The 17,915-nt window shown below is 67.5% G+C and carries 16 protein-coding genes; 14 read left to right on the top strand and 2 right to left on the bottom strand.

Translation table 11 applies throughout. The features are described 5' to 3' along the window. The first annotated feature begins 21 nt into the window (after positions 1–21). From N5C28_RS23315 to N5C28_RS23330, 4 genes are all read left to right on the top strand, one after another. The gene (locus N5C28_RS23315) at positions 22–333 is read left to right on the top strand and encodes a hypothetical protein (protein WP_279825811.1); all 312 of its coding nucleotides are present in this window, start codon (positions 22–24) and stop codon (positions 331–333) included. A 78-nt stretch (positions 334–411) separates the two neighbouring features. After that, entirely contained in the window at positions 412–1,293 is an 882-nt protein-coding gene (locus N5C28_RS23320) for a DUF72 domain-containing protein (RefSeq protein WP_279825813.1), read from the top strand. A gap of 524 nt (positions 1,294–1,817) precedes the next feature. Beyond that, the gene (locus tag N5C28_RS23325) at positions 1,818–2,501 is read left to right on the top strand and encodes a polysaccharide lyase family 7 protein (protein WP_279825815.1); all 684 of its coding nucleotides are present in this window, start codon (positions 1,818–1,820) and stop codon (positions 2,499–2,501) included. A 130-nt stretch (positions 2,502–2,631) separates the two neighbouring features. Beyond that, positions 2,632–3,210, top strand: coding sequence for a sugar O-acetyltransferase (locus tag N5C28_RS23330; RefSeq protein ID WP_279825817.1), 579 nt, complete (start codon positions 2,632–2,634; stop codon positions 3,208–3,210). 6 nt (positions 3,211–3,216) lie between these two features. On the opposite strand, the gene N5C28_RS23335 is transcribed toward N5C28_RS23330, so the two are convergent. After that, on the bottom strand, positions 3,217–3,543 hold the full coding sequence (locus tag N5C28_RS23335; RefSeq protein ID WP_279825818.1) for a hypothetical protein: 327 nt from the start codon (positions 3,541–3,543) through the stop codon (positions 3,217–3,219). Between the two features lie 257 nt (positions 3,544–3,800). Here N5C28_RS23335 and N5C28_RS23340 point away from each other — a divergent pair, with 257 nt between their 5' ends. The 9 genes from N5C28_RS23340 to N5C28_RS23380 all read left to right on the top strand — a co-directional run bounded on the left by N5C28_RS23340 (position 3,801) and on the right by N5C28_RS23380 (position 16,130). Further along, the gene (locus N5C28_RS23340; protein WP_279825820.1) at positions 3,801–5,651 is read left to right on the top strand and encodes a diguanylate cyclase; all 1,851 of its coding nucleotides are present in this window, start codon (positions 3,801–3,803) and stop codon (positions 5,649–5,651) included. 122 nt (positions 5,652–5,773) lie between these two features. Continuing rightward, complete coding sequence (locus N5C28_RS23345) at positions 5,774–6,271, top strand: RNA polymerase sigma factor (RefSeq protein ID WP_279825822.1); 498 nt, start codon at positions 5,774–5,776, stop codon at positions 6,269–6,271. A 68-nt stretch (positions 6,272–6,339) separates the two neighbouring features. Beyond that, complete coding sequence (locus N5C28_RS23350; RefSeq protein WP_279825823.1) at positions 6,340–7,335, top strand: FecR family protein; 996 nt, start codon at positions 6,340–6,342, stop codon at positions 7,333–7,335. A 169-nt stretch (positions 7,336–7,504) separates the two neighbouring features. Beyond that, the gene (locus N5C28_RS23355) at positions 7,505–10,138 is read left to right on the top strand and encodes a TonB-dependent hemoglobin/transferrin/lactoferrin family receptor (RefSeq protein ID WP_279825825.1); all 2,634 of its coding nucleotides are present in this window, start codon (positions 7,505–7,507) and stop codon (positions 10,136–10,138) included. An 88-nt stretch (positions 10,139–10,226) separates the two neighbouring features. Then, complete coding sequence (locus N5C28_RS23360) at positions 10,227–10,829, top strand: heme acquisition protein HasA (protein WP_279825827.1); 603 nt, start codon at positions 10,227–10,229, stop codon at positions 10,827–10,829. A gap of 160 nt (positions 10,830–10,989) precedes the next feature. Next, positions 10,990–12,780 carry a type I secretion system permease/ATPase gene (locus tag N5C28_RS23365; RefSeq protein ID WP_279825829.1) on the top strand — a complete coding sequence of 597 codons (1,791 nt, stop codon included), beginning with the start codon at positions 10,990–10,992 and terminating at the stop codon, positions 12,778–12,780. Positions 12,781–12,793: 13 nt separating this feature from the next. After that, the gene (locus tag N5C28_RS23370; protein WP_279825831.1) at positions 12,794–14,119 is read left to right on the top strand and encodes an HlyD family type I secretion periplasmic adaptor subunit; all 1,326 of its coding nucleotides are present in this window, start codon (positions 12,794–12,796) and stop codon (positions 14,117–14,119) included. Next, the gene (locus N5C28_RS23375) at positions 14,119–15,447 is read left to right on the top strand and encodes a TolC family outer membrane protein (protein ID WP_279825833.1); all 1,329 of its coding nucleotides are present in this window, start codon (positions 14,119–14,121) and stop codon (positions 15,445–15,447) included. Before N5C28_RS23370 ends, N5C28_RS23375 begins: the two co-directional genes overlap by 1 nt. Positions 15,448–15,536: 89 nt before the next feature. Next, entirely contained in the window at positions 15,537–16,130 is a 594-nt protein-coding gene (locus tag N5C28_RS23380; RefSeq protein ID WP_279825834.1) for a biliverdin-producing heme oxygenase, read from the top strand. Between the two features lie 51 nt (positions 16,131–16,181). Here N5C28_RS23380 and N5C28_RS23385 read toward each other — a convergent pair whose 3' ends face one another. After that, the gene (locus tag N5C28_RS23385) at positions 16,182–16,997 is read right to left on the bottom strand and encodes a TlpA disulfide reductase family protein (RefSeq protein ID WP_279825835.1); all 816 of its coding nucleotides are present in this window, start codon (positions 16,995–16,997) and stop codon (positions 16,182–16,184) included. Between the two features lie 249 nt (positions 16,998–17,246). On the opposite strand from N5C28_RS23385, the gene N5C28_RS23390 reads away from it, so the two are divergent. Beyond that, positions 17,247–17,915, top strand: a 669-nt coding sequence (locus N5C28_RS23390; protein WP_279825837.1) for a hydrolase, incomplete at its 3' end; no start/stop codon positions are given.

Consider the following 17,915-nt stretch of genomic DNA (forward strand, 5'->3'; position numbering starts at 1 on the left):
TATTCGCCCTGGAGCAATCACATGACCCATCCCTCCATTCCCCTGCTGTTATGCGCTGCCCTGTCTCTGCCCCTCGCCGCCCACGCCCAGGCGCCGGCCGGCACCCCGGGAGACGGGCGTGGCTCCGTTTCCAGTCCGTCCGGCAACCCGGGCCCACAGGAAGAGGTCGAGACGCGCCGCAACGCCGATGGCGAGGTCGAGACCCTGGACGGCCGCCCGGTAAACACCCGCGACGGCAACATGACCAACGACGGCGAGCGCGACGACTCCCCCGAGCACTCCAACCCCGGCGGGCCGACCGATGGCGGGACGGACCCGGGCACACGCGAATGACACGCCCCTGCCAGCCAGGACAACATGCCCGGCTGGCGCCCCACTGCACGCCCTCGAGACCGAGGCAGGAGCATCGCCATGAGTGACATCCGGGTCGGTATTTCAGGCTGGCGCTACGCCCCCTGGCGCGGCGACTTCTACCCCAAGGGCCTGGTGCAGCGGCGCGAGCTGGAATTCGCCTCCCGCGCAGTGAACAGCATCGAGATCAACGGTTCCTTCTATGGCCTGCAGACCCCGCAGCGCTATGCCGCCTGGTACGCCGAAACGCCCGAGGACTTCGTCTTCAGCGTCAAGGCACCGCGCTTCATCACCCACGTGCGCCGGCTCAACGACATTGGCCAGCCCCTGGCCAACTTCTTCGCCTCCGGCCCCCTGACGCTCAAGGAAAAGCTCGGCCCGGTGCTCTGGCAGTTTCCGCCGAGCTTTCGCTTCGACGAACAGCAGTTCGGCGACTTCCTCGCGCAACTGCCTGTCGACACCGACCAGGCACGCCACCTGGCCCGCCGGGCCGACGCCCGCCTGCACGTGAGCGGCTACCTGGACGCGGCGGCCGACAACGCGCTGCGCCACGCCGTGGAAATCCGCAACGACAGCTTTCGCAGCCCCGCCTTCGTCGCGCTGCTGCGCCAGCACAACGTGGCCCTGGTGGTGGCGGACACCGCCGGCAAATGGCCCTACCTCGAGGATGTCACCGCCGACTTCCTCTACCTGCGCCTGCACGGTGATGCCGAACTCTACGCCAGCGGCTATTCAGACGACGCCCTGCAGCGCTGGCAGGCGCGCATCGAAGCCTGGACAGCCGGCGGGCAGCCCGACGATGCCCACCTGATCGACAGCGACCACCGCCCCCGCCGCACACCCCGCGACCTGTACTGCTACTTCGACAACGACATCAAGGTCCGCGCTCCCTACGATGCCCGCCAGCTGTGGCAGAACCTGACCGACAAACGCAGCGGCTGAGTCCCCGCGCCTGGGTGCCCTCACCTCGCGCAGCAAAGACGCCCTCACGACACTCCAGCAATAAATCGCAATCGCCTCTGACTCCCATTCCAGAGGCGTCGCCGCCCTTTGCGCCGCTGAAAACCCACCGAAAATCCCTACCGTTCGTCGCATGACAATTCGGTGACAAGCCGCTTTCAAACGAGCGTTTTCAAAAAACTGACGCCCCGCTCTAGACCGGGGCTGGCGTCGGCAAAGGACGGGACGATTTCGCCGTTTCGTTGCCGAGCCGCAAAAATGATCTCATTTCAATATCAAGGCCATAATTCGTCTGTTTTTTGACGTCATTAAGGTGACGATCGGTCATTAACAACACCCCACGCACCCCGTATAAAGCGTCCCGCGAGACGGCCACAGCCTTCGGACAAGAACTGTTTCATCCCCCTTTTAGTTCGTGTGCAACAGGCTGGATTGCCAGGTAAGACCTACCACCTCGTGGATGAGAATTGCCCCCGGCTGAAAGCTCACTTTTGAGGTTTTAGTCAATGATCGACCTTGCTACCTGGAACCTGTCCATCCCCGTTGGCGTACCAGCGGCGACCATCGAGACCCCCGTGCTCACCGGCGGCTACCAGGATCACTATTTCCAGAACATCGGCGGCACCGTGTTCTTCTGGGCGCCGGTCAATGGCACCACCACCGAGAACGCCTCGTACCCGCGCTCCGAACTGCGCGAAACCTACGCCGATGGCAGCCTGCGCAATTGGACCTACCCGGGCGCCGACCACTACCTGCGTGCCGCGCTCAAGGTCAGCCAGGTGCCGTCCACCGGCAAGCTGGTGATCGGCCAGATCCACGCGCACAAGAGCACCGCGCCGCTGCTCAAGCTCGAGTACCAGTACAAGGTGAAGACCAGCACCGGCAACCTGGTGGTCAAGGTACGCCCGAGCCCGGACAGCGAAACCCAGGTGTACACCGTGCTCAGCGGCATTCCGCTGGAGCAGCGCTTCACCTACAGCATCGCACTGAGCGCCAAGGGCACCCTGACCGTGAACGTCAACGGCACCAAGTGGACAGCCAAGATGGATTCGGCCTGGGCGGACAAACCGTTGTATTTCAAGGCGGGGGTCTATACCCAGGACAACAGCGGCTATGAAACCGAGGCCGGTGCGGCGACCTTCTACAAGCTGGACATCGATCACAACCCGCTGGCCGTGGCAGCGCCCTGAGGCCACGGCCACAGACGCCTGAGTGAGTCACAGCGCCCCTGCCCGCTTCGGCTGCCAGGGGCGTTTTTTTACCTGACACGAAACGGCGATTCGCCGGTCCAACCTTCGACCGAATCCGATGGGGCAGACCATGACGCAGCGCTCTCAGAAAGAACTCATGCTGGCCGGCGAACTCTACCTCGCCAGTTGCCCGGAACTGCAGGCGGACGCCCAGCGCGCCGCCGAGTGGATGGCGCAATACAACGCCACGGGCGCCGCACCGGCGTCAGAACGGCAGCGCCTGCTGAGCGAGCTGTTTGGCGAGGTGGGAGCGGACGTCTACATCCGGCCGCCCTTTCACTGCGACTACGGCTACAACATCCACCTCGGCGACGGGGTGTTCATGAATTTCAACTGCGTCATCCTCGACGTCTGCGCCGTGCGGATCGGCGCCGGCACCCAGATCGGGCCCGGCGTGCAGATCCTCACCGCCGACCACCCGCGAGACCCGGCGTTGCGGGCCCGGATGCTGGAGTTCGGCAGGCCGGTGAGCATCGGCCGCAATGTGTGGATCGGCGCCGGCGCGCTCATCCTGCCGGGCGTGACCATCGGCGATGACGCCCTGGTGGGCGCGGGCAGCGTGGTCACCCGGGACGTACCGGCGGGCGCCACCGTGGTGGGCAACCCGGCCCGGGTACGACCGGCAGACCATGCCGCCGATCAGCGGTGAGCGGCGCTAATTGAGGATGCCCGGGTCGGTCCGGCCGTCACCGCCGGAGCCGCCAGGGTCCGTGGGATCGGTGGAATCACCGGGCTCGCCCTCGGGCGTGTCGTCGCCATCGAGGGTATTGGGCTGCCCATCGGTTGGCTCCCGCCCCTGGCGATCGCTGTGGCGTTTGGCGGCCTTGTCGCGTTGCCCTTCCTGGGCTTCCTCCTGCGCGCTTTCGGAGATGCCGGGGGCAACGTCGTGCTCGCCATGGGCGTCCTCGTTGGACGCCTGGGCGTACAGGCCAACGGATAACAGGGTGCCCAGCACGATGGCCGGGAAACGCAGCATGTTCATGGTGTGCTCCTCAAAGACAGGTGGCACGCGAAATCGCCCACCCTCAAGAGTTCCTACTGCGTTTGGGGGCGGAAAGTTCAGCCAATACGACGTATGCCTGCGCGTCGATCGCGGCGATCGCATGTCGGCCGGGAGGGGTCATGCCTGACCCGCGATTCTTTGGCGGCCCGCGTGCGCCTCTTGTAAACTCTCGCGGCCTTGCGCCACGCCGACCGGCACCGCCCGCAAGCCCCCCGGACCGCCTGGTAGTTCCTAGCATGCATGCCCACCGCCTGTGTCAGCGTCTGATCCTCTGGTTGCTGCTGAGCCTGACCGTGCTGGCGTTTCCCGCCTGGTCCGCGGAACCGGTGCTGGACGCCGCCTCGGTCGATGCCACGCCGCTGTCGCTGACCACCTACGTGGCGCTGCTGGAAGACCCTGACCGCACCCTCACGCTGCAGGACGTGCAATCGCCCACGGTGGCCGCGCACTTCAAGGGCGACCAGCCGCCCGGCAGTGCCCTGGGCCTGGGTTTCACCCGCTCGGCCTACTGGCTGCGCCTGACCCTGCGCAACACCGGCGCGACGCCGCTGCAGCGCATGCTGGTGGTGGAAAACCCGCGCATTTCCCATATCCAGCTGCACCAGCCGGACGGCCAGGGCGGCTACCGTTCGACCTCCACCGGCTGCGACACCGACGCCTCCACCCGGGTCTACCCCAGCCGTCATTTCGTGTTTCCGCTGACCCTCGCGCCGGAGTCCGAACAGGTGCTGTACCTGCGCATGGAATCCAGCGTCGGCCTGCTGATCCCGCTGCAACTCTGGGAGCCGGCGGCCTTCCATGCCTACGAGCGCGACGACTACGTGGGCAAGGCCTGGTACTTCGGCATCGCCGCCGCGATGATCCTGTTCAACCTGATGCTGTTCGTGGCCCTGCGCGACCGCGTGTACCTGCTCTACGTGCTGTTCGCCGTGTGCATCTCCACCACCCTGGCGATCAAGAACGGCCTGGCCCCGGAGTTCATCTGGGGCGGCACCTACCTGGACTCCAACGTGGCGTACTACTCGGGCGTGTCGCTGTCGCTGGCCGCCATGTTGCTGTTCATGCGCCGCATGCTGCAGACCGACCGCCTGCTGCCGCGGGTCGACCGGCTGCTGCTCGGCCTGGTCATCCTGTACCTGCTGACACCGCTGGCCTATGCCGTGGCGCTGCCGGTGTTCGGCCGCTTGGCGATCCTGCTGAACCTGGCCACCGCCATCCTGATCATCGGCGTGGGCCTGGCCTGCGCCATCAAGCGCCAGCGCAGCGCCTACTTCTTCCTCGGGGCCTTCGCCCTGCTGATGCTGGGCGGTGCCATGACCACCCTGCGGGCCATGGGCGTGATGCCCACCAACGTGTTCACCGTGGATGGCATCCAGCTGGGTTCGGCCCTGGAAATGATCCTGCTGGCCTTCGCCCTCGCCGACCGTTACAACGTGATGCGCCGCGACAAGGCCCGGGTCCAGGAGGAGCTGCTGCAGGCGCAGCAGGCGCTGGTCGACACCCTCAAGAGCTCCGAGCGCGAGCTGGAACAGCGGGTCGCCCAGCGCACCGACGAACTGCAATTGCTCAACAGCAAGCTGGAAACCCTGAGCCTGACCGACGCGCTGACCGGCATCGCCAACCGCCGGCACTTCGACCAGGTGCTGGCCCAGGAATGGAGCCGCGCCCAGCGCCTGGGGCACCCGGTGGCACTGGCGATCATGGACGTGGACTGGTTCAAACCCTACAACGACCACTACGGCCACCCGGCCGGCGACGCCTGCCTGCAGCAGGTCGCCCAGGCCCTGGACGCCACGGTGTGCCGCTCCAGCGACCTGGTGGCGCGCTACGGCGGTGAGGAGTTCGTGTTCCTCGCGCCCATGACCGACGACGCCGGCGCCCAGGAGATCGCGCGCCGGGTGGTACAGGCCGTGCAGGCGCTGGCCTTGCCACATGCCGCATCGCCCCTCGGGCACGTCACTGTGAGCATCGGCGTCGCGGCGCTGCAGCCTGGGCACGACACACTCCCCGGACAGCTGATGCAGCGGGCCGACGCCGCGCTCTACCAGGCCAAGAAACAGGGCCGCAACCGCGTCGCCCTGGGCTGATCCAGCACACCCGCAACAACACCACGGCGTGGGCCTCATGGGTAGTGATAGTTATTCCCATTTGAAATGCATTCTCCCTTAGGTAAGATGCTGCTCCTTTCCCAGTGCGCCAGGAATCGCGTGTGGAGCCTGATCTCAAGAGCCTGTTCGCCAAGCATTCGCAGGCTCTGCAACGTCTGCTGACGCGCAAGGTACGGGACCCCCATCTCGCCGCCGACCTGGTTCAGGAGAGTTTTCTGCGGCTGGCCGAACAGCGCGGCAAGGAGCCGATCGAGAACATTCCGGCGTACCTCTACCGCACCGCCCGCAACCTGATGGTCGATCATTCCCGGCAGAACCAGCGGCGCCGCACCGACCTCGTGCCCCACGAAGCCCTGCACGACATCGTCGAAGACGCACCGTCCCTGGAGGAACAGGCCGTCGCCGCGCAACACCTTCGACAGTTGCGCGAGGCTGTGGCTGAATTGCCGCCGCGGACCCGGGACATCTTTCGCCTCAACCGCCTCGAAGGCCTGACCCACGCCGAGGTGGCGCGCCAGCTGGGGATCTCCGACAGTTCCGTACAGAAACACCTCGCCAAGGCGCTGGCCCATGTCATGCAGCGCCTGCAAGAAGGGTGACGAATGGTTTACCGAGTTATCGCCCCCCGAGCGTCATCAGTCTTATAAAAGAGAAACGAGACCACCACGTGATCAGCCAGGAACGTCGGGACCAGGAAATACGCCAGGAGGCAGCACAGTGGGCGGTGCGCCTGAGCGCGGGCGCATTGAGTGCCGAACAGCGCGAGGAGCTGCAGCGCTGGCTGGCCGCGGACGAACGGCACGCCCAGGAACTGACCTTCGCCCAGAACACCTGGAAGGCCCTCGGCAAGCTGGGCAGCCCGTCCACGCCGCGCGCCCGCCCGGACAGCGCGCAGCAGATGCCGCGACGCAGCCGCCCACGGCGCATCGCACGCTGGGCCGCCAGTGCCGCGGCGATAGTCGGCGTGGCGCTGATGCTCGGCGGCGAACCGCGTCAGCTGTGGCTGCCGCTGGTGGCCGACCACGCCACAGCGCGGGGTGAAGTCCGCAAGGTCCCGCTGCCCGACGGCAGCCTGGTCGAGCTCAACACCCGCAGCGCCATCGACATCGTGTACACCGCCACGGAGCGGCGCGTGCGGCTGCTGTCGGGCGAAGCCTACTTCACCGTCGCGCCCATGGCCGGCGACGAGAAACGGCCCTTCGTGGTGGACAGCGCCGGCGGTACCACCCAGGCCCTCGGCACCCAGTTCCTGGTCCGCCGCAGCGACAGCCGCGAAGCCCTGGTCGGGGTGCTGGAGCACAGCGTCGCAGTCACCCTCGACGAGCGCCCCGACAGCGGCGTGCAGACCCGCACCCTGCATGAAGGTCAGAGCGCGCGCTACACACCCGGCCAGGGCGTTCAGCCGGTCGCCGGGCTCGACCTAAAGCGCGCCGACAGCTGGCGACGTGGCGTGCTGGTGTTCGAGCGCGCGCCCCTGGCCCAGGTAGCCGAGCAACTGGGGCGCTACCGCGCCACCCGCATCCTGATCACCGATGCCGCCCTGGCGAAGCGGGAAGTCAGCGGCGTGTTCCGCCTCGACATGCTGGATGACGCCGTGACCACCCTGGCCAAGGAAATGCGCGCCCAGCGCCTCGACCTGCCTGGCCTCACCGTTCTCTACTGACGCGAAACGCCCGCGCCATGCGGGCTTTGGCTGTTTTCGCAAAAAAAAAGAAAAAACGTTACTGACTTTTCCTGCACTGCACGTCTTGTTTATGAGAGTGATTTTCATTCGCCAAGAAAAACAACACAGCAGTAAGGGAAACGGGATGAACGTTAAAAAAGGGCCAGGCATGCGATTCCGCCGTTCGCTGCTCGCCTTGGGGGGGAGCTGGGTGCTGGCCTGCAGCGGGCCCCTGCACGCGGTGACCGATCAATCGCCAGCCGTACAGAACCAGCAGGCCCTGGTGGCCTTCGACATCCCGGCCCAGGAGCTGGACCGCGCCGTGCTGGCCTTCGCCGAGCAATCCGGCGTCCAGGTGATCTTCGACGCCGCGCTATTCGCGGGCCTGCGCAGCAACCCGGTGCAGGGCCGCTACCCGTCGGACCAGGCCCTGCAGCGCCTGCTCAACGGCATGCCGGTGTCCTACCAGTTCATCTCGCCCCGCCAAGTCAGCCTGGTGCGCCACGCCGAAGGCGAGGTCATGGAACTGTCGGCCACCCACGTGCGGGGCCTGGCTGCCAGTGACTGGGTCTATGAGACACCGCGCTCGGTGGCCACCATCGACCGCGAACAGATCGACCGCAACCCGCCGCGCCACGTCGCCGATATGCTCGAAGAAACCGCCGGCGTCTACACCGCCGTCAGCCAGCAGGACCCGGGCGTTTCGGTGAACATCCGCGGCATCCAGGACTTCGGCCGGGTCAACATGTCGGTGGACGGCATGCGCCAGAACTACCAGCAGAGCGGCCACCAGCAACGCAACGGCACCATGTACATCGACCCCGAACTGCTCGGCGGCGTGACCATCGAGAAAGGCGCCACCTCGGGCATGGGCGGCGCCGGGGTGATCGGCGGGGTGGCCGACTTCCGCACCCTGGACGCACGCGACTTCATCCACGAAGGCAAGGAATTCGGCGGCCGGGTTCGCGCCACCACCGGCCTCGGCGGCTACGCCAACGGCACCGACTTCATCGGCAGCAGCGCCTTTGCCCTGGGCAACGAGATCGGCGACATCCTGGTGGCCGCCAGTGAGCGTCACCTGGGCGATTACGACCCGGGCACCCACGGCGACATCGGCGAATTGCGCACCGGCTCAAGGGCCAACCCCACCATCGCGGACCGGATCAAGAACTCCCCGGTTTCCCACTCCGGCTCCACCATGCGTTCGCGCCTGGCCAAGCTGGGGCTCAACCTGCCGAACGACCAGCGCCTGCAACTGAGCTACCTGCGCACCCAGGTGGCCTACACCGACACCAACATCATGAACGTCGAGAACAACGAGCTCTGGGATGCCCTCGGCAGCAGCAACGTGGTGTCGCAGAACTACGCCCTGGACTACCGCTACACCCCGGACAACCCGCTGGTGGACTTCCAGGCCAAGCTCTACGTGGTCGACAACCAGAACGACCAGAGCACCTACGCACGCAGCACCACGCCAGCCTACGAGATCACCTACCAGACCCGCACCTACGGCCTGCAGGCGCAGAACACCTCGACCTTCCAGTTTGGCGAGGCCCTGACCACCCGGGCCAACTACGGCCTGGAGCTGTTCCACGACAAGGTCAGCCCGGAATCCAACCAGGCGGTCGCCGCCGGTTCGGCGGTGGACTTTCCCTTTGCCGAAGGCATGACCCCCGAAGGCAAGCGCACCATGGCCAGCCTGTTCACCGGGCTGGATTTCGCCTACGACGACTGGCTGAGCCTCAACGCCGGCCTGCGCTACGACCGTTACCGGCTGCGCGGCGAAACCGGCATGAACATCAGCACCTTCATCCTCGGCACCACCCGGCAGACCACCGTCCCCCTGCTCTACGAGGTGGACCGCGAGGAAGGCCGGTTCTCGCCGACCTTCGGCATCGCGATCAAGCCCGGCGTCGACTGGCTGCAGCTGTTCGCCACATACGGCAAGGGCTGGCGCCCGCCGGCGGTCACCGAAACCCTGATCACCGGCCGCCCCCATGCCAGCGGTTCCTCGACCATGCACCCCAACCCGTTCATCGAACCGGAGCGTTCGAAAAGCTGGGAAGTGGGTTTCAACGTGCTGAAGCAGAACCTGTTCTTCGACGAAGACCGCCTGGGCATCAAGGTCGCCTATTTCGACACCCGCATCGAAGACTTCATGTACATGAGCTCCGGCCTGATGCGGCCGGGCTACAGCAGCATGGGCACCTTAGGCACCTCCGCCTACGTCAACAACCTGGAAACCACCCGTTTTCGCGGCGTGGAATACAGCCTTGATTACGACACCGGTGGCGCCTACGCCAACCTCGCCTACACCCACATGATCGGCAACAACGACTTCTGCAAGCGCGACGCCTGGCTCGGCGGCGTAACGAGGCCTGTATCCGCCGGGCCGCGACAGCCGATCACCAGCATGGCACCGAACCCGACAGCCAATAGCCTGACCTCCTGCGGCGGCATCATGGGCAGCGCCGAGCACATGCCGATGGACCGCGGCAGCCTGACCCTCGGCACCCACGTGCTGGACCGCAAGCTGGATATGGGCGTGCGCGTGCGCTACAGCGAAGGCTACTCGCTGTCCCACGGCGACTCCGGCGCCGCCGACATGACCTACCCCGCCGACTGGAAGCCCTACACCGTCTACGACCTGTTCGGCAGCTACCAGGCCACCGACGCCCTGACCCTGCGCCTGGCCGTGGACAACGTCACCGACCGCGCCTACCTGGTGCCCCTGGGCGACGTGCTGGCCTTCAGCCTCGGCCGCGGGCGCACGGTTCAAGGCACCGTCGAATACACCTTTTGACCAACGGTTTGCCCGTCTCGGGCAAAACCGTCGTGCCGGCCCCGGGCTGCACGGCGGATCACTCTGCAATCTGAATCGGAGACATGCGATGAGCCTTTCCATCAGTTACAGCACCACCTACTCCAACTGGACCATCAGCGACTACCTGGCCGACTGGGCCGGTTACTTCGGTGACGCCGATCACCGTGAAGGTCAGGTCCAGGAAGGCGTGAACACCGGCGGCTTCTACCCGGGTTCGCTCAGCGGCACCCAGTACGCCCTGACCAGCCCGAACAGCGATGCCGGCTTCCTCGCCGAAGGCAGCCTGAACTACAGCCTGTTCAGCAGCCCGGCACACACCCTGTACGGCAACCTGAACGAGCTGTCCCTGGGCTCGCGCCTGGAAGCAACCGGCACCGGTTTCGAGTTCGAAAATGGCTACGAAGAAGTCAGCTTCGGCGGTCTGGGTATTTCCAGTGCCCTAAGCGAAGGCCATGCCGGCGACGTCCATCAGATCATCTACAACCTGATGGGCGGCAACCCGTCGGCACTGGAAGGCGCGCTCAACAGCCTGCTGAGCGGCTACGGCGTCGACACCGACGACACCTTCGACGTGGTCGCCGCTGCCCTGGCAGCCGGCCCGCTGAACGTGGCACCGGCCGAAGCCGTGGGCATCCAGCAGCCGGTGGATGAGCTGGCCCTGGCGGCCTGATCGCCACAAAAGAAAAAGCGAATGGAAGATCGCTCCTCCATTCGCTGCGCTACCACCCGCTGCCGCCCGTGTCTTGCAGGGCCCAGGTTGCGGCGGGTTCCAAATTCTGTGGGGTGCCCCGGTGGACGTCAACCCGCCGGCGTCGCCCCTGGGGCTGTCCATGAAGAAACCCACCTCCCGTGACGAACTGCTGAAGGTGCTGGCCGCGTGCCGACCGGCGCTGGTCAACGTCGGCCTGTTCACCGCCGTCACCAACCTGCTGATGCTGGTCCCGGCGCTGTACATGCTGCAGATCTACGACCGTGTGCTGGCCTCGGGCAACGAGATGACCCTGCTGATGCTCAGCCTCATGGCCGTGGGTCTCTTCGCCTTCATGGGACTGCTGGACTGGGTGCGCAGCCTGGTGGTGATCCGCCTGGGTGCGCGCATGGACATGGCCCTCAACCAGCGGGTGTTCGACGCCGCCTTCGCCGCCAGCCGCCACAGCCCGACGGCGCCCCCGGCCCAGGCCCTGGGCGACCTCAACACCCTGCGCCAGTTCGCCACCGGCCAGGCGCTGTTCGCCTTCTTCGATGCGCCGTGGTTCCCCGTCTACCTGGCGGTGATCTTCCTGTTCAGCCCCTGGCTCGGCCTGATGGCCCTGGTCGGTGCCCTGCTGCTCACCGCCCTGGCCTGGCTCAACGAGCGCCTCAGCCATGAGCCCCTGACCCAAGCGGGACAACTGTCCGCCCTGGCCAGCCAGCAGGCGGCCGCCAACCTGCGCAATGCCGAGGCCATCGACGCCATGGGCATGCTCGGCCGCGTGCGCCAGCGCTGGCTGGAGCAGCACCGCGGCTTTCTCGGCCTGCAGGGCCTGGCCAGTGAACGCATGGCCGCCGTCAGTGCCTGGTCGAAGGGCATCCGCCTGGCCCTGCAGTCGCTGATCCTCGGCCTGGGCGCCTGGCTGGCGCTGGAGCAGCTGATCACTCCCGGCATGATGATCGCCGGCTCGATTCTCATGGCCCGCGTGCTCGCCCCCATCGACCAGGTCATCGCCGTGTGGCGCCAGTGGAGTTCGGCGCGCGATGCCTGGCAACGCCTGCGCGAACTGCTGCAGACCCAGCCGGCCCGCAGCCCCGGCATGCCCCTGCCGGCGCCCCGTGGCGCGCTGGAAGTGGAACAGCTGTCGGCGCTGACGCCCGGCACCCGGCGCCCGTGCCTGGCCAATATCGGCCTGAACCTGGAAGTGGGGGATTCGCTGGGCATCATCGGCGCCTCCGGCTCCGGCAAGTCCACCCTGGCGCGCCTGCTGGTGGGTGCCGCCACACCGGCCACCGGCAAGGTACGCCTGGATGGCGTGGACCTCGTCCAGTGGGCGCGCAGCGAGTTGGGCGACCACATCGGTTACCTGCCCCAGGACGTGCAGCTGTTCGCCGGCAGCATCGCCGAGAACATCGCCCGCTTCGCCGAACCGGATGCCGAGCAGGTGGTGGAAGCCGCGCGCCTGGCCGGCGTGCACGAGCTGATCCTGCGCCTGCCCCAGGGCTATGACACGCGCCTGGGCGAAGGCGGCGCCGGGCTGTCCGGCGGCCAGCGCCAGCGCATCGGCCTGGCCCGGGCGATGTACCGCCTGCCGGCACTGGTGGTGCTGGACGAACCCAACGCCAACCTCGACGAAGACGGCGAACGCGCCCTCCTTGAGGCAATCGCCCACCTGCGCAGCCAGCGCCGGACCCTGGTGCTGATCACCCACAAACCGAGCCTGCTGGCCGGCGTGGACAAGCTGTTGGTGCTGCGCGGCGGCCAGATGCAGGCCTTCGGTCCCGCCGCCCGGGTGCTGCAGGACCTGCAACGGGCGACCGCCACAGCACCAGCAACCGCGCCAGCCGCCACCCCGCTGCCCACGGCACGGCGCCCCGCGCCGACCCCGGGCTTCAGCCTGAACTACCGAATGGATTCGGCCCAGAACTGACGTCGAGATCACCATGAACGCACCCCTCGCTTCGCCACCGCCGCACCTGGCCGATGTCCTGACCCTGGACGAACACCGTCCCGCCCGCCTCGGACGCTGGCTGGTGGTCGCCGGCTTCGGCGGTTTTTTCGCCTGGGCGGCGCTGGCCCCGCTGGACAAGGGCGTCGCGGTGAGCGGCAACGTGGTGGTCGCCGGCAACCGCCAGGCGGTGCAACACCCCACCGGCGGGGTGGTCGAGCGCATCCTGGTGCGCGATGGCGACGAAGTCGCGGCGCGCCAGGTGCTGCTGACCCTGGACCCAACCCGCGTCCGGGCCGAGCGCGACACCCTGCGCCAGCAGTACCTGGACGCGCGCATCGGCGAAGCCCGTCTGCAGGCCGAACGTGATGGCGTCGACCACCTGGCCTTGCCCGAGGCCCTGGCCACCACCGACAGCCTCACCGCCGCCAGCCTGGCCCTGCACCAGCAACTGCTGGCCAGCCGCCGCGACGCGCAACGCGCCGAGCAGGCCGGGATCCGCGAAAACATCGCCGGTACCCGCGCCAGCCTGGGCAGCCTGCAGGCCTCGAAATCGTTCAAGGAAGAACAGCGCAACACCCTGGCCGAACAACTCGCCAGCCTGCGCGACCTGGCCCGGGACGGCTACATCCCGCGCAACCGCCTGCTGGAGAACGAGCGCCTGCTGGCGCAAGTCAACGGCAGCATCGCCGAGGACATTGGCGCCATCGCCCGGGCCCAGCGCCAGGTGCAGGAACTGCAATGGCGCGAGCGACAGTTGGCCGAGGAGTACCAGCGCGACGTGCGCCAGCAACTGGTGGAAACCCGCCTGCGCATCGGCGAGCTGGCCAACCGCCTGGAACACGCCGAGTACGAACTGGCCCACACCGAAGTGCGCGCCCCGGTTGCCGGCACCCTGGTGGGGCTGTCGGTGTTCACCCAGGGCGGTGTGATCTCCCCGGGCCAGCAACTGATGGAGGTGGTGCCCACCGGCGCGCCGCTGCTGATCGACGCCCGCGCCCCGGTGCAACTGATCGACCGCCTGCAACCCGGCCTGCCGGTGGAGCTGCTGTTCGTCGCCTTCAACCAGAACAGCACGCCCCGGGTAGCGGGGGAACTGGCCATGGTGTCCGCCGACCGCCTGCTCGACGAGCAGACCCAGGAGTCCTACTACCAGGTGCGCATCCGCGTCAGCGAGGCCGGTACCCAGCAGCTCGCCGGCCTGGACATCCGCCCCGGCATGCCGGTGGAGGCCTTCGTGCGCACCGGCGAACGCTCGCTGCTCAACTACCTGTTCAAGCCGGTCAGCGACCGCCTGCACCTGGCCATGGCGGAGGAGTGATGCGCTACCTGCTTCTGCTCGTCCTGCTGACGGGCGCCAGCCACGCCGCCGCCCTCGACCTGCGTGACGCCTACGCCCTGGCCCTGCGCCACGACCCGACCTTCCACGCGGCCCTGGCCGAGCGCGACGCCGGGGTGGAGGCCAAGGCCCTGGGCCGCGCCGCCCTGCTGCCGAAGCTGTCCTACAGCTACAACAACGCGCGCAACAACTCCGAAGTGACCCAGTCCACGCCCATCGGCGACGTCGTCAACCAGCGCGACTACCGCAGCTACGCCTCGACCCTGAGCCTGCAGCAACCGCTGTTCGACTACGCCGCCTGGGCCGAGTACCGCCACGGCGAAGCCCAGGCGCTGCTGGCTGACGAACGCCTGCGCGGGCGCAGCCAGGAGCTGCTGGTGCGGCTGTTCAATGCCTACAGCGAAGCGCTGTTCGCCGGCGACCAGATCGAACTGGTGCGCGCCCAGCGCCGCGCCTACGCCGAACAACTGACGCTGAACCAGCGCCTGTTCGACGGTGGCGAAGGCACCCGCACCGACCTGCTGGAAACCCGCGCCCGCCTCGACCTGGCCCGGGCCCAGGAAATCGAAGCCGCGGACAGCCTGGACGCCGCCCTGCGCACCCTGCAAGCGATGGTCGGCGAGCCCCTGGCCATCGACGACCTGACACCGCTCAGCGCGGGCTTCCAGGTACAGCCGCTGCAGCCGACGCGCTTCGACAACTGGCGCGACCTGGCCCTGGCCAATAACCCTGACCTGGCCGCGGCCCGACATGCCCTGGACGCCGCCGGCCATGCCGTGACCCGCAGCCGCGCCGGGCACCTGCCGACCCTCAGCGCCTACGCCAGCACCGGGCGCAGCAGCTCCAGCTCGGAGAGCACCTACAACCAGAAATACGACACCGACAGCATCGGCATCCAGATCAGCGTGCCGCTGTTCGCCGGCGGCAGCGTGTCGGCCGCCACCCGCCAAGCGGTGGCCGAACGCGAGCGCATCAGCTACGAGCTGGACGCCACCACCGCCGACACCCTCAACCAGCTGCGCCGCCAGTTCAACCTGTGCGCCAGCAGCGCCGCCAAGATGCGCGCCTACGAACTGGCCGTGGAGTCGGCCAGCACCCTGATCGAAGCTACCCAGCGCAGCGTCACCGGCGGCGAGCGGGTCAACCTCGACGTGCTCAACGCCGAGCAGCAACTGCACGGTGCCCGCCGCGACCTGGCCGAAGCGCGCTACGGCTACCTGCGCGCCTGGCTGCAACTGCGCTACCTGGCCGGCCTGCTCCAGGCCTCCGACCTCGACGCCCTGGCCGGCTACTTCGTCAGCGCCGGCTGAGCGGCGGCTTTTACTGAATCGAGCCCGCTCGGACGTCATTACTTCAAAGCCTGCCCCCTCGGGCGGGCGCATAACCACAAGGTGAGTCCATGTCCGCATCACAACCGCAACTGAGCCATCACCTGCGCTCGCAACGCCTCAACCACCTGACCCACGAGCCGCACAGCCGCCTGGACGGCGTGGTCAAGGCCCATGACCCGTTCGCCAGCCGCGAGCGCTTCGCCCGCTTCGTCGCCGCCCAGTACCTGTTCCAGTACGACCTGGAGCGCCTCTACCAGGACCCGGCCCTGCAGGCCGTGGTCGCCGACCTGCCCCAGCGCTGCCGGGTGGAGCAGGCGCGCCTGGACCTGATCGACCTGCAACTGCCGCTGCCGCAGACCGACGAAAGTATTCGCGAGCAGACCCTCGGTGTCGGTGCGGCCCTCGGCTGGCTGTTCGTTTCCGAAGGCTCGAAACTGGGTGCGGCCTTCCTGCTCAAGCGCATGCCGGCACTGGGCCTGAGCGAGACTTTCGGCGCCCGCCACCTCGGCGAGCCGGAAGGCGGCCGTGCCCAAGGCTGGAAGGCCTTCGTGGCAGCCCTCGATGAGCTGGAACTGGACGCCGAGCAGGAGCGCCAGGCCGAAGCAGCGGCAATCGCCGCGTTCAACCGCTTCACCCTGCACCTGGAACGCTGCTTCGCCTGACCCGGCACCGGCCGGGCCAGCACGCTGTCGCGTGTGCCGACGCGCCCGCGCCTATGGGGTAGCGGGCTGGCGGAGCACTTCCAGCGCCCGCGCCAGGCTGGCGCTGGACAGCTCGCCCAGGTGACTGCCGAGCTGGCGCCCGTCGGCGTCGTAGAACAGCGTGGTCGGCAGCGCCCGGGAGCCGACCTGCTGGCCCAGCTGGCCGTTGGCGTCGAGCAGCACGTTGCGCAGGCCCAGTGACTGGCCATCGAGAAAACGCTGCACCTCGCCCACCCCTTCACCCTGGTTGACGAACAGGAAGGTCACCCCGGGTTCGTTGCGCTGCGCCTCGGCCAGCACCGGCATCTCGCGCCGGCACGGTGGGCACCAGGTGGCCCAGAGGTTGATGACCAGCGGCTTGCCCCGGTAGTCCTGCAAGGCCACGGGTGAGCCCTGGCTGTCGGTCAGGCTGATGGCCGGCAACTGGGTGCCGCGCTCGAACGCCTGCAGCACCAGGGTACCGCCGCCCCAGCTCAACACCCCCACCAGCAGCGCGCAGCCCAGGGCCTTGCGCGCACCCCGGTCGCGCCAGGCCAGCCAGGCCCCCAGCAGCGAGGCGACCAGCACGCCCGGCCAGGCGATGAAGCCGCCGTCACGGATATCCAGCATGCGCCAGGGCGCGGCCTGGTAATGCTCGAAATAGCCCACCACGAACGCCACCCGAGCCGCCAGCAGCGCCACCAGCAGCAGGCCGAACACCTGTTGCTCGGGGTTGGTCTGGCTGCGCCGCCCGACCCACCAGCCGGTCAGCGTGGCCAGCGCCAGGCTGCCGATCAGCAACACGTGGTGCACCGCGAGGGCCAGCGGGCCGATATCGATTGTCAGCATGAAGGGGCTCCTGTTTCTGCGCGGCAGTATACGGGGCCCTCGCCCACCCGGCCGCCGCGCAGACGTTCCAGCAGGTTTCAGTACCCGACCGGACGACCATCCCAAAACCGCACGCTGATCCAATGCTCGAGAAGCGCGCTCTGCAATAGTGCCCGCCAGTGCCCACGCGGCAGCACCTCTTCCGCTCGCGCCACGGCTTCCGGCCCGGCACGAACCTTCCCCCGCAACAACAGCCACAGGTGACTGAACATGGCCGACCCAAAACTCCAGGTACTCACGCCCCAGAACTGCCAGCTGATCTTCATCGACCAACAACCGCAGATGGCCTTCGGCGTGCAGAGCATCGACCGCCAGACCCTGAAGAACAACACCGTCGGCCTGGCCAAGGCGGCGAAGATCTTCAACATCCCGACCATCATCACCACCGTCGAGACCGAAAGCTTCTCCGGCCACACCTACCCCGAGCTGCTGTCGGTATTCCCCGATGCACCACTGCTCGAACGCACCTCGATGAACTCCTGGGACGACCAGAAAGTGCGTGATGCGCTGAAGAAGAACGGCCGCAACAAGATCGTCGTCTCCGGCCTGTGGACCGAGGTGTGCAACACCACCTTCGCCCTGTCGGCCATGCACGACGCCGGCTACGAGATCTACATGGTCGCCGACGCCTCCGGCGGTACCACCCAGGCCGCCCACGACTACTCCATGCAGCGCATGATCCAGGCCGGCGTAGTGCCGGTGACCTGGCAGCAGGTCCTGCTGGAATGGCAACGCGACTGGAAGAACCGCGACACCTACGACGCCGTCATGGCCCTGGTCAAGGAGCACTCCGGCGCCTACGGCATGGGCGTGGACTACTGCTACACCATGGTGCACAAGGCACCGGAGCGCGTGGAACACGGCCCGACCCTGGCGCCG

The organism is Pseudomonas sp. GD03944, from assembly GCF_029839275.1.
GTDB lineage: Bacteria > Pseudomonadota > Gammaproteobacteria > Pseudomonadales > Pseudomonadaceae > Aquipseudomonas.

Coding starts and splice junctions, on each gene's coding strand:
- N5C28_RS23315 (WP_279825811.1), top strand. CDS start 22: ATGACCCATCCCTCCATTCCCCTGCTGTTATGCGCTGCCCTGTCTCTG.
- N5C28_RS23320 (WP_279825813.1), top strand. CDS start 412: ATGAGTGACATCCGGGTCGGTATTTCAGGCTGGCGCTACGCCCCCTGG.
- N5C28_RS23325 (WP_279825815.1), top strand. CDS start 1,818: ATGATCGACCTTGCTACCTGGAACCTGTCCATCCCCGTTGGCGTACCA.
- N5C28_RS23330 (WP_279825817.1), top strand. CDS start 2,632: ATGACGCAGCGCTCTCAGAAAGAACTCATGCTGGCCGGCGAACTCTAC.
- N5C28_RS23335 (WP_279825818.1), bottom strand. CDS start 3,543: ATGAACATGCTGCGTTTCCCGGCCATCGTGCTGGGCACCCTGTTATCC.
- N5C28_RS23340 (WP_279825820.1), top strand. CDS start 3,801: ATGCATGCCCACCGCCTGTGTCAGCGTCTGATCCTCTGGTTGCTGCTG.
- N5C28_RS23355 (WP_279825825.1), top strand. CDS start 7,505: ATGCGATTCCGCCGTTCGCTGCTCGCCTTGGGGGGGAGCTGGGTGCTG.
- N5C28_RS23360 (WP_279825827.1), top strand. CDS start 10,227: ATGAGCCTTTCCATCAGTTACAGCACCACCTACTCCAACTGGACCATC.
- N5C28_RS23365 (WP_279825829.1), top strand. CDS start 10,990: ATGAAGAAACCCACCTCCCGTGACGAACTGCTGAAGGTGCTGGCCGCG.
- N5C28_RS23370 (WP_279825831.1), top strand. CDS start 12,794: ATGAACGCACCCCTCGCTTCGCCACCGCCGCACCTGGCCGATGTCCTG.
- N5C28_RS23375 (WP_279825833.1), top strand. CDS start 14,119: ATGCGCTACCTGCTTCTGCTCGTCCTGCTGACGGGCGCCAGCCACGCC.
- N5C28_RS23380 (WP_279825834.1), top strand. CDS start 15,537: ATGTCCGCATCACAACCGCAACTGAGCCATCACCTGCGCTCGCAACGC.
- N5C28_RS23385 (WP_279825835.1), bottom strand. CDS start 16,997: ATGCTGACAATCGATATCGGCCCGCTGGCCCTCGCGGTGCACCACGTG.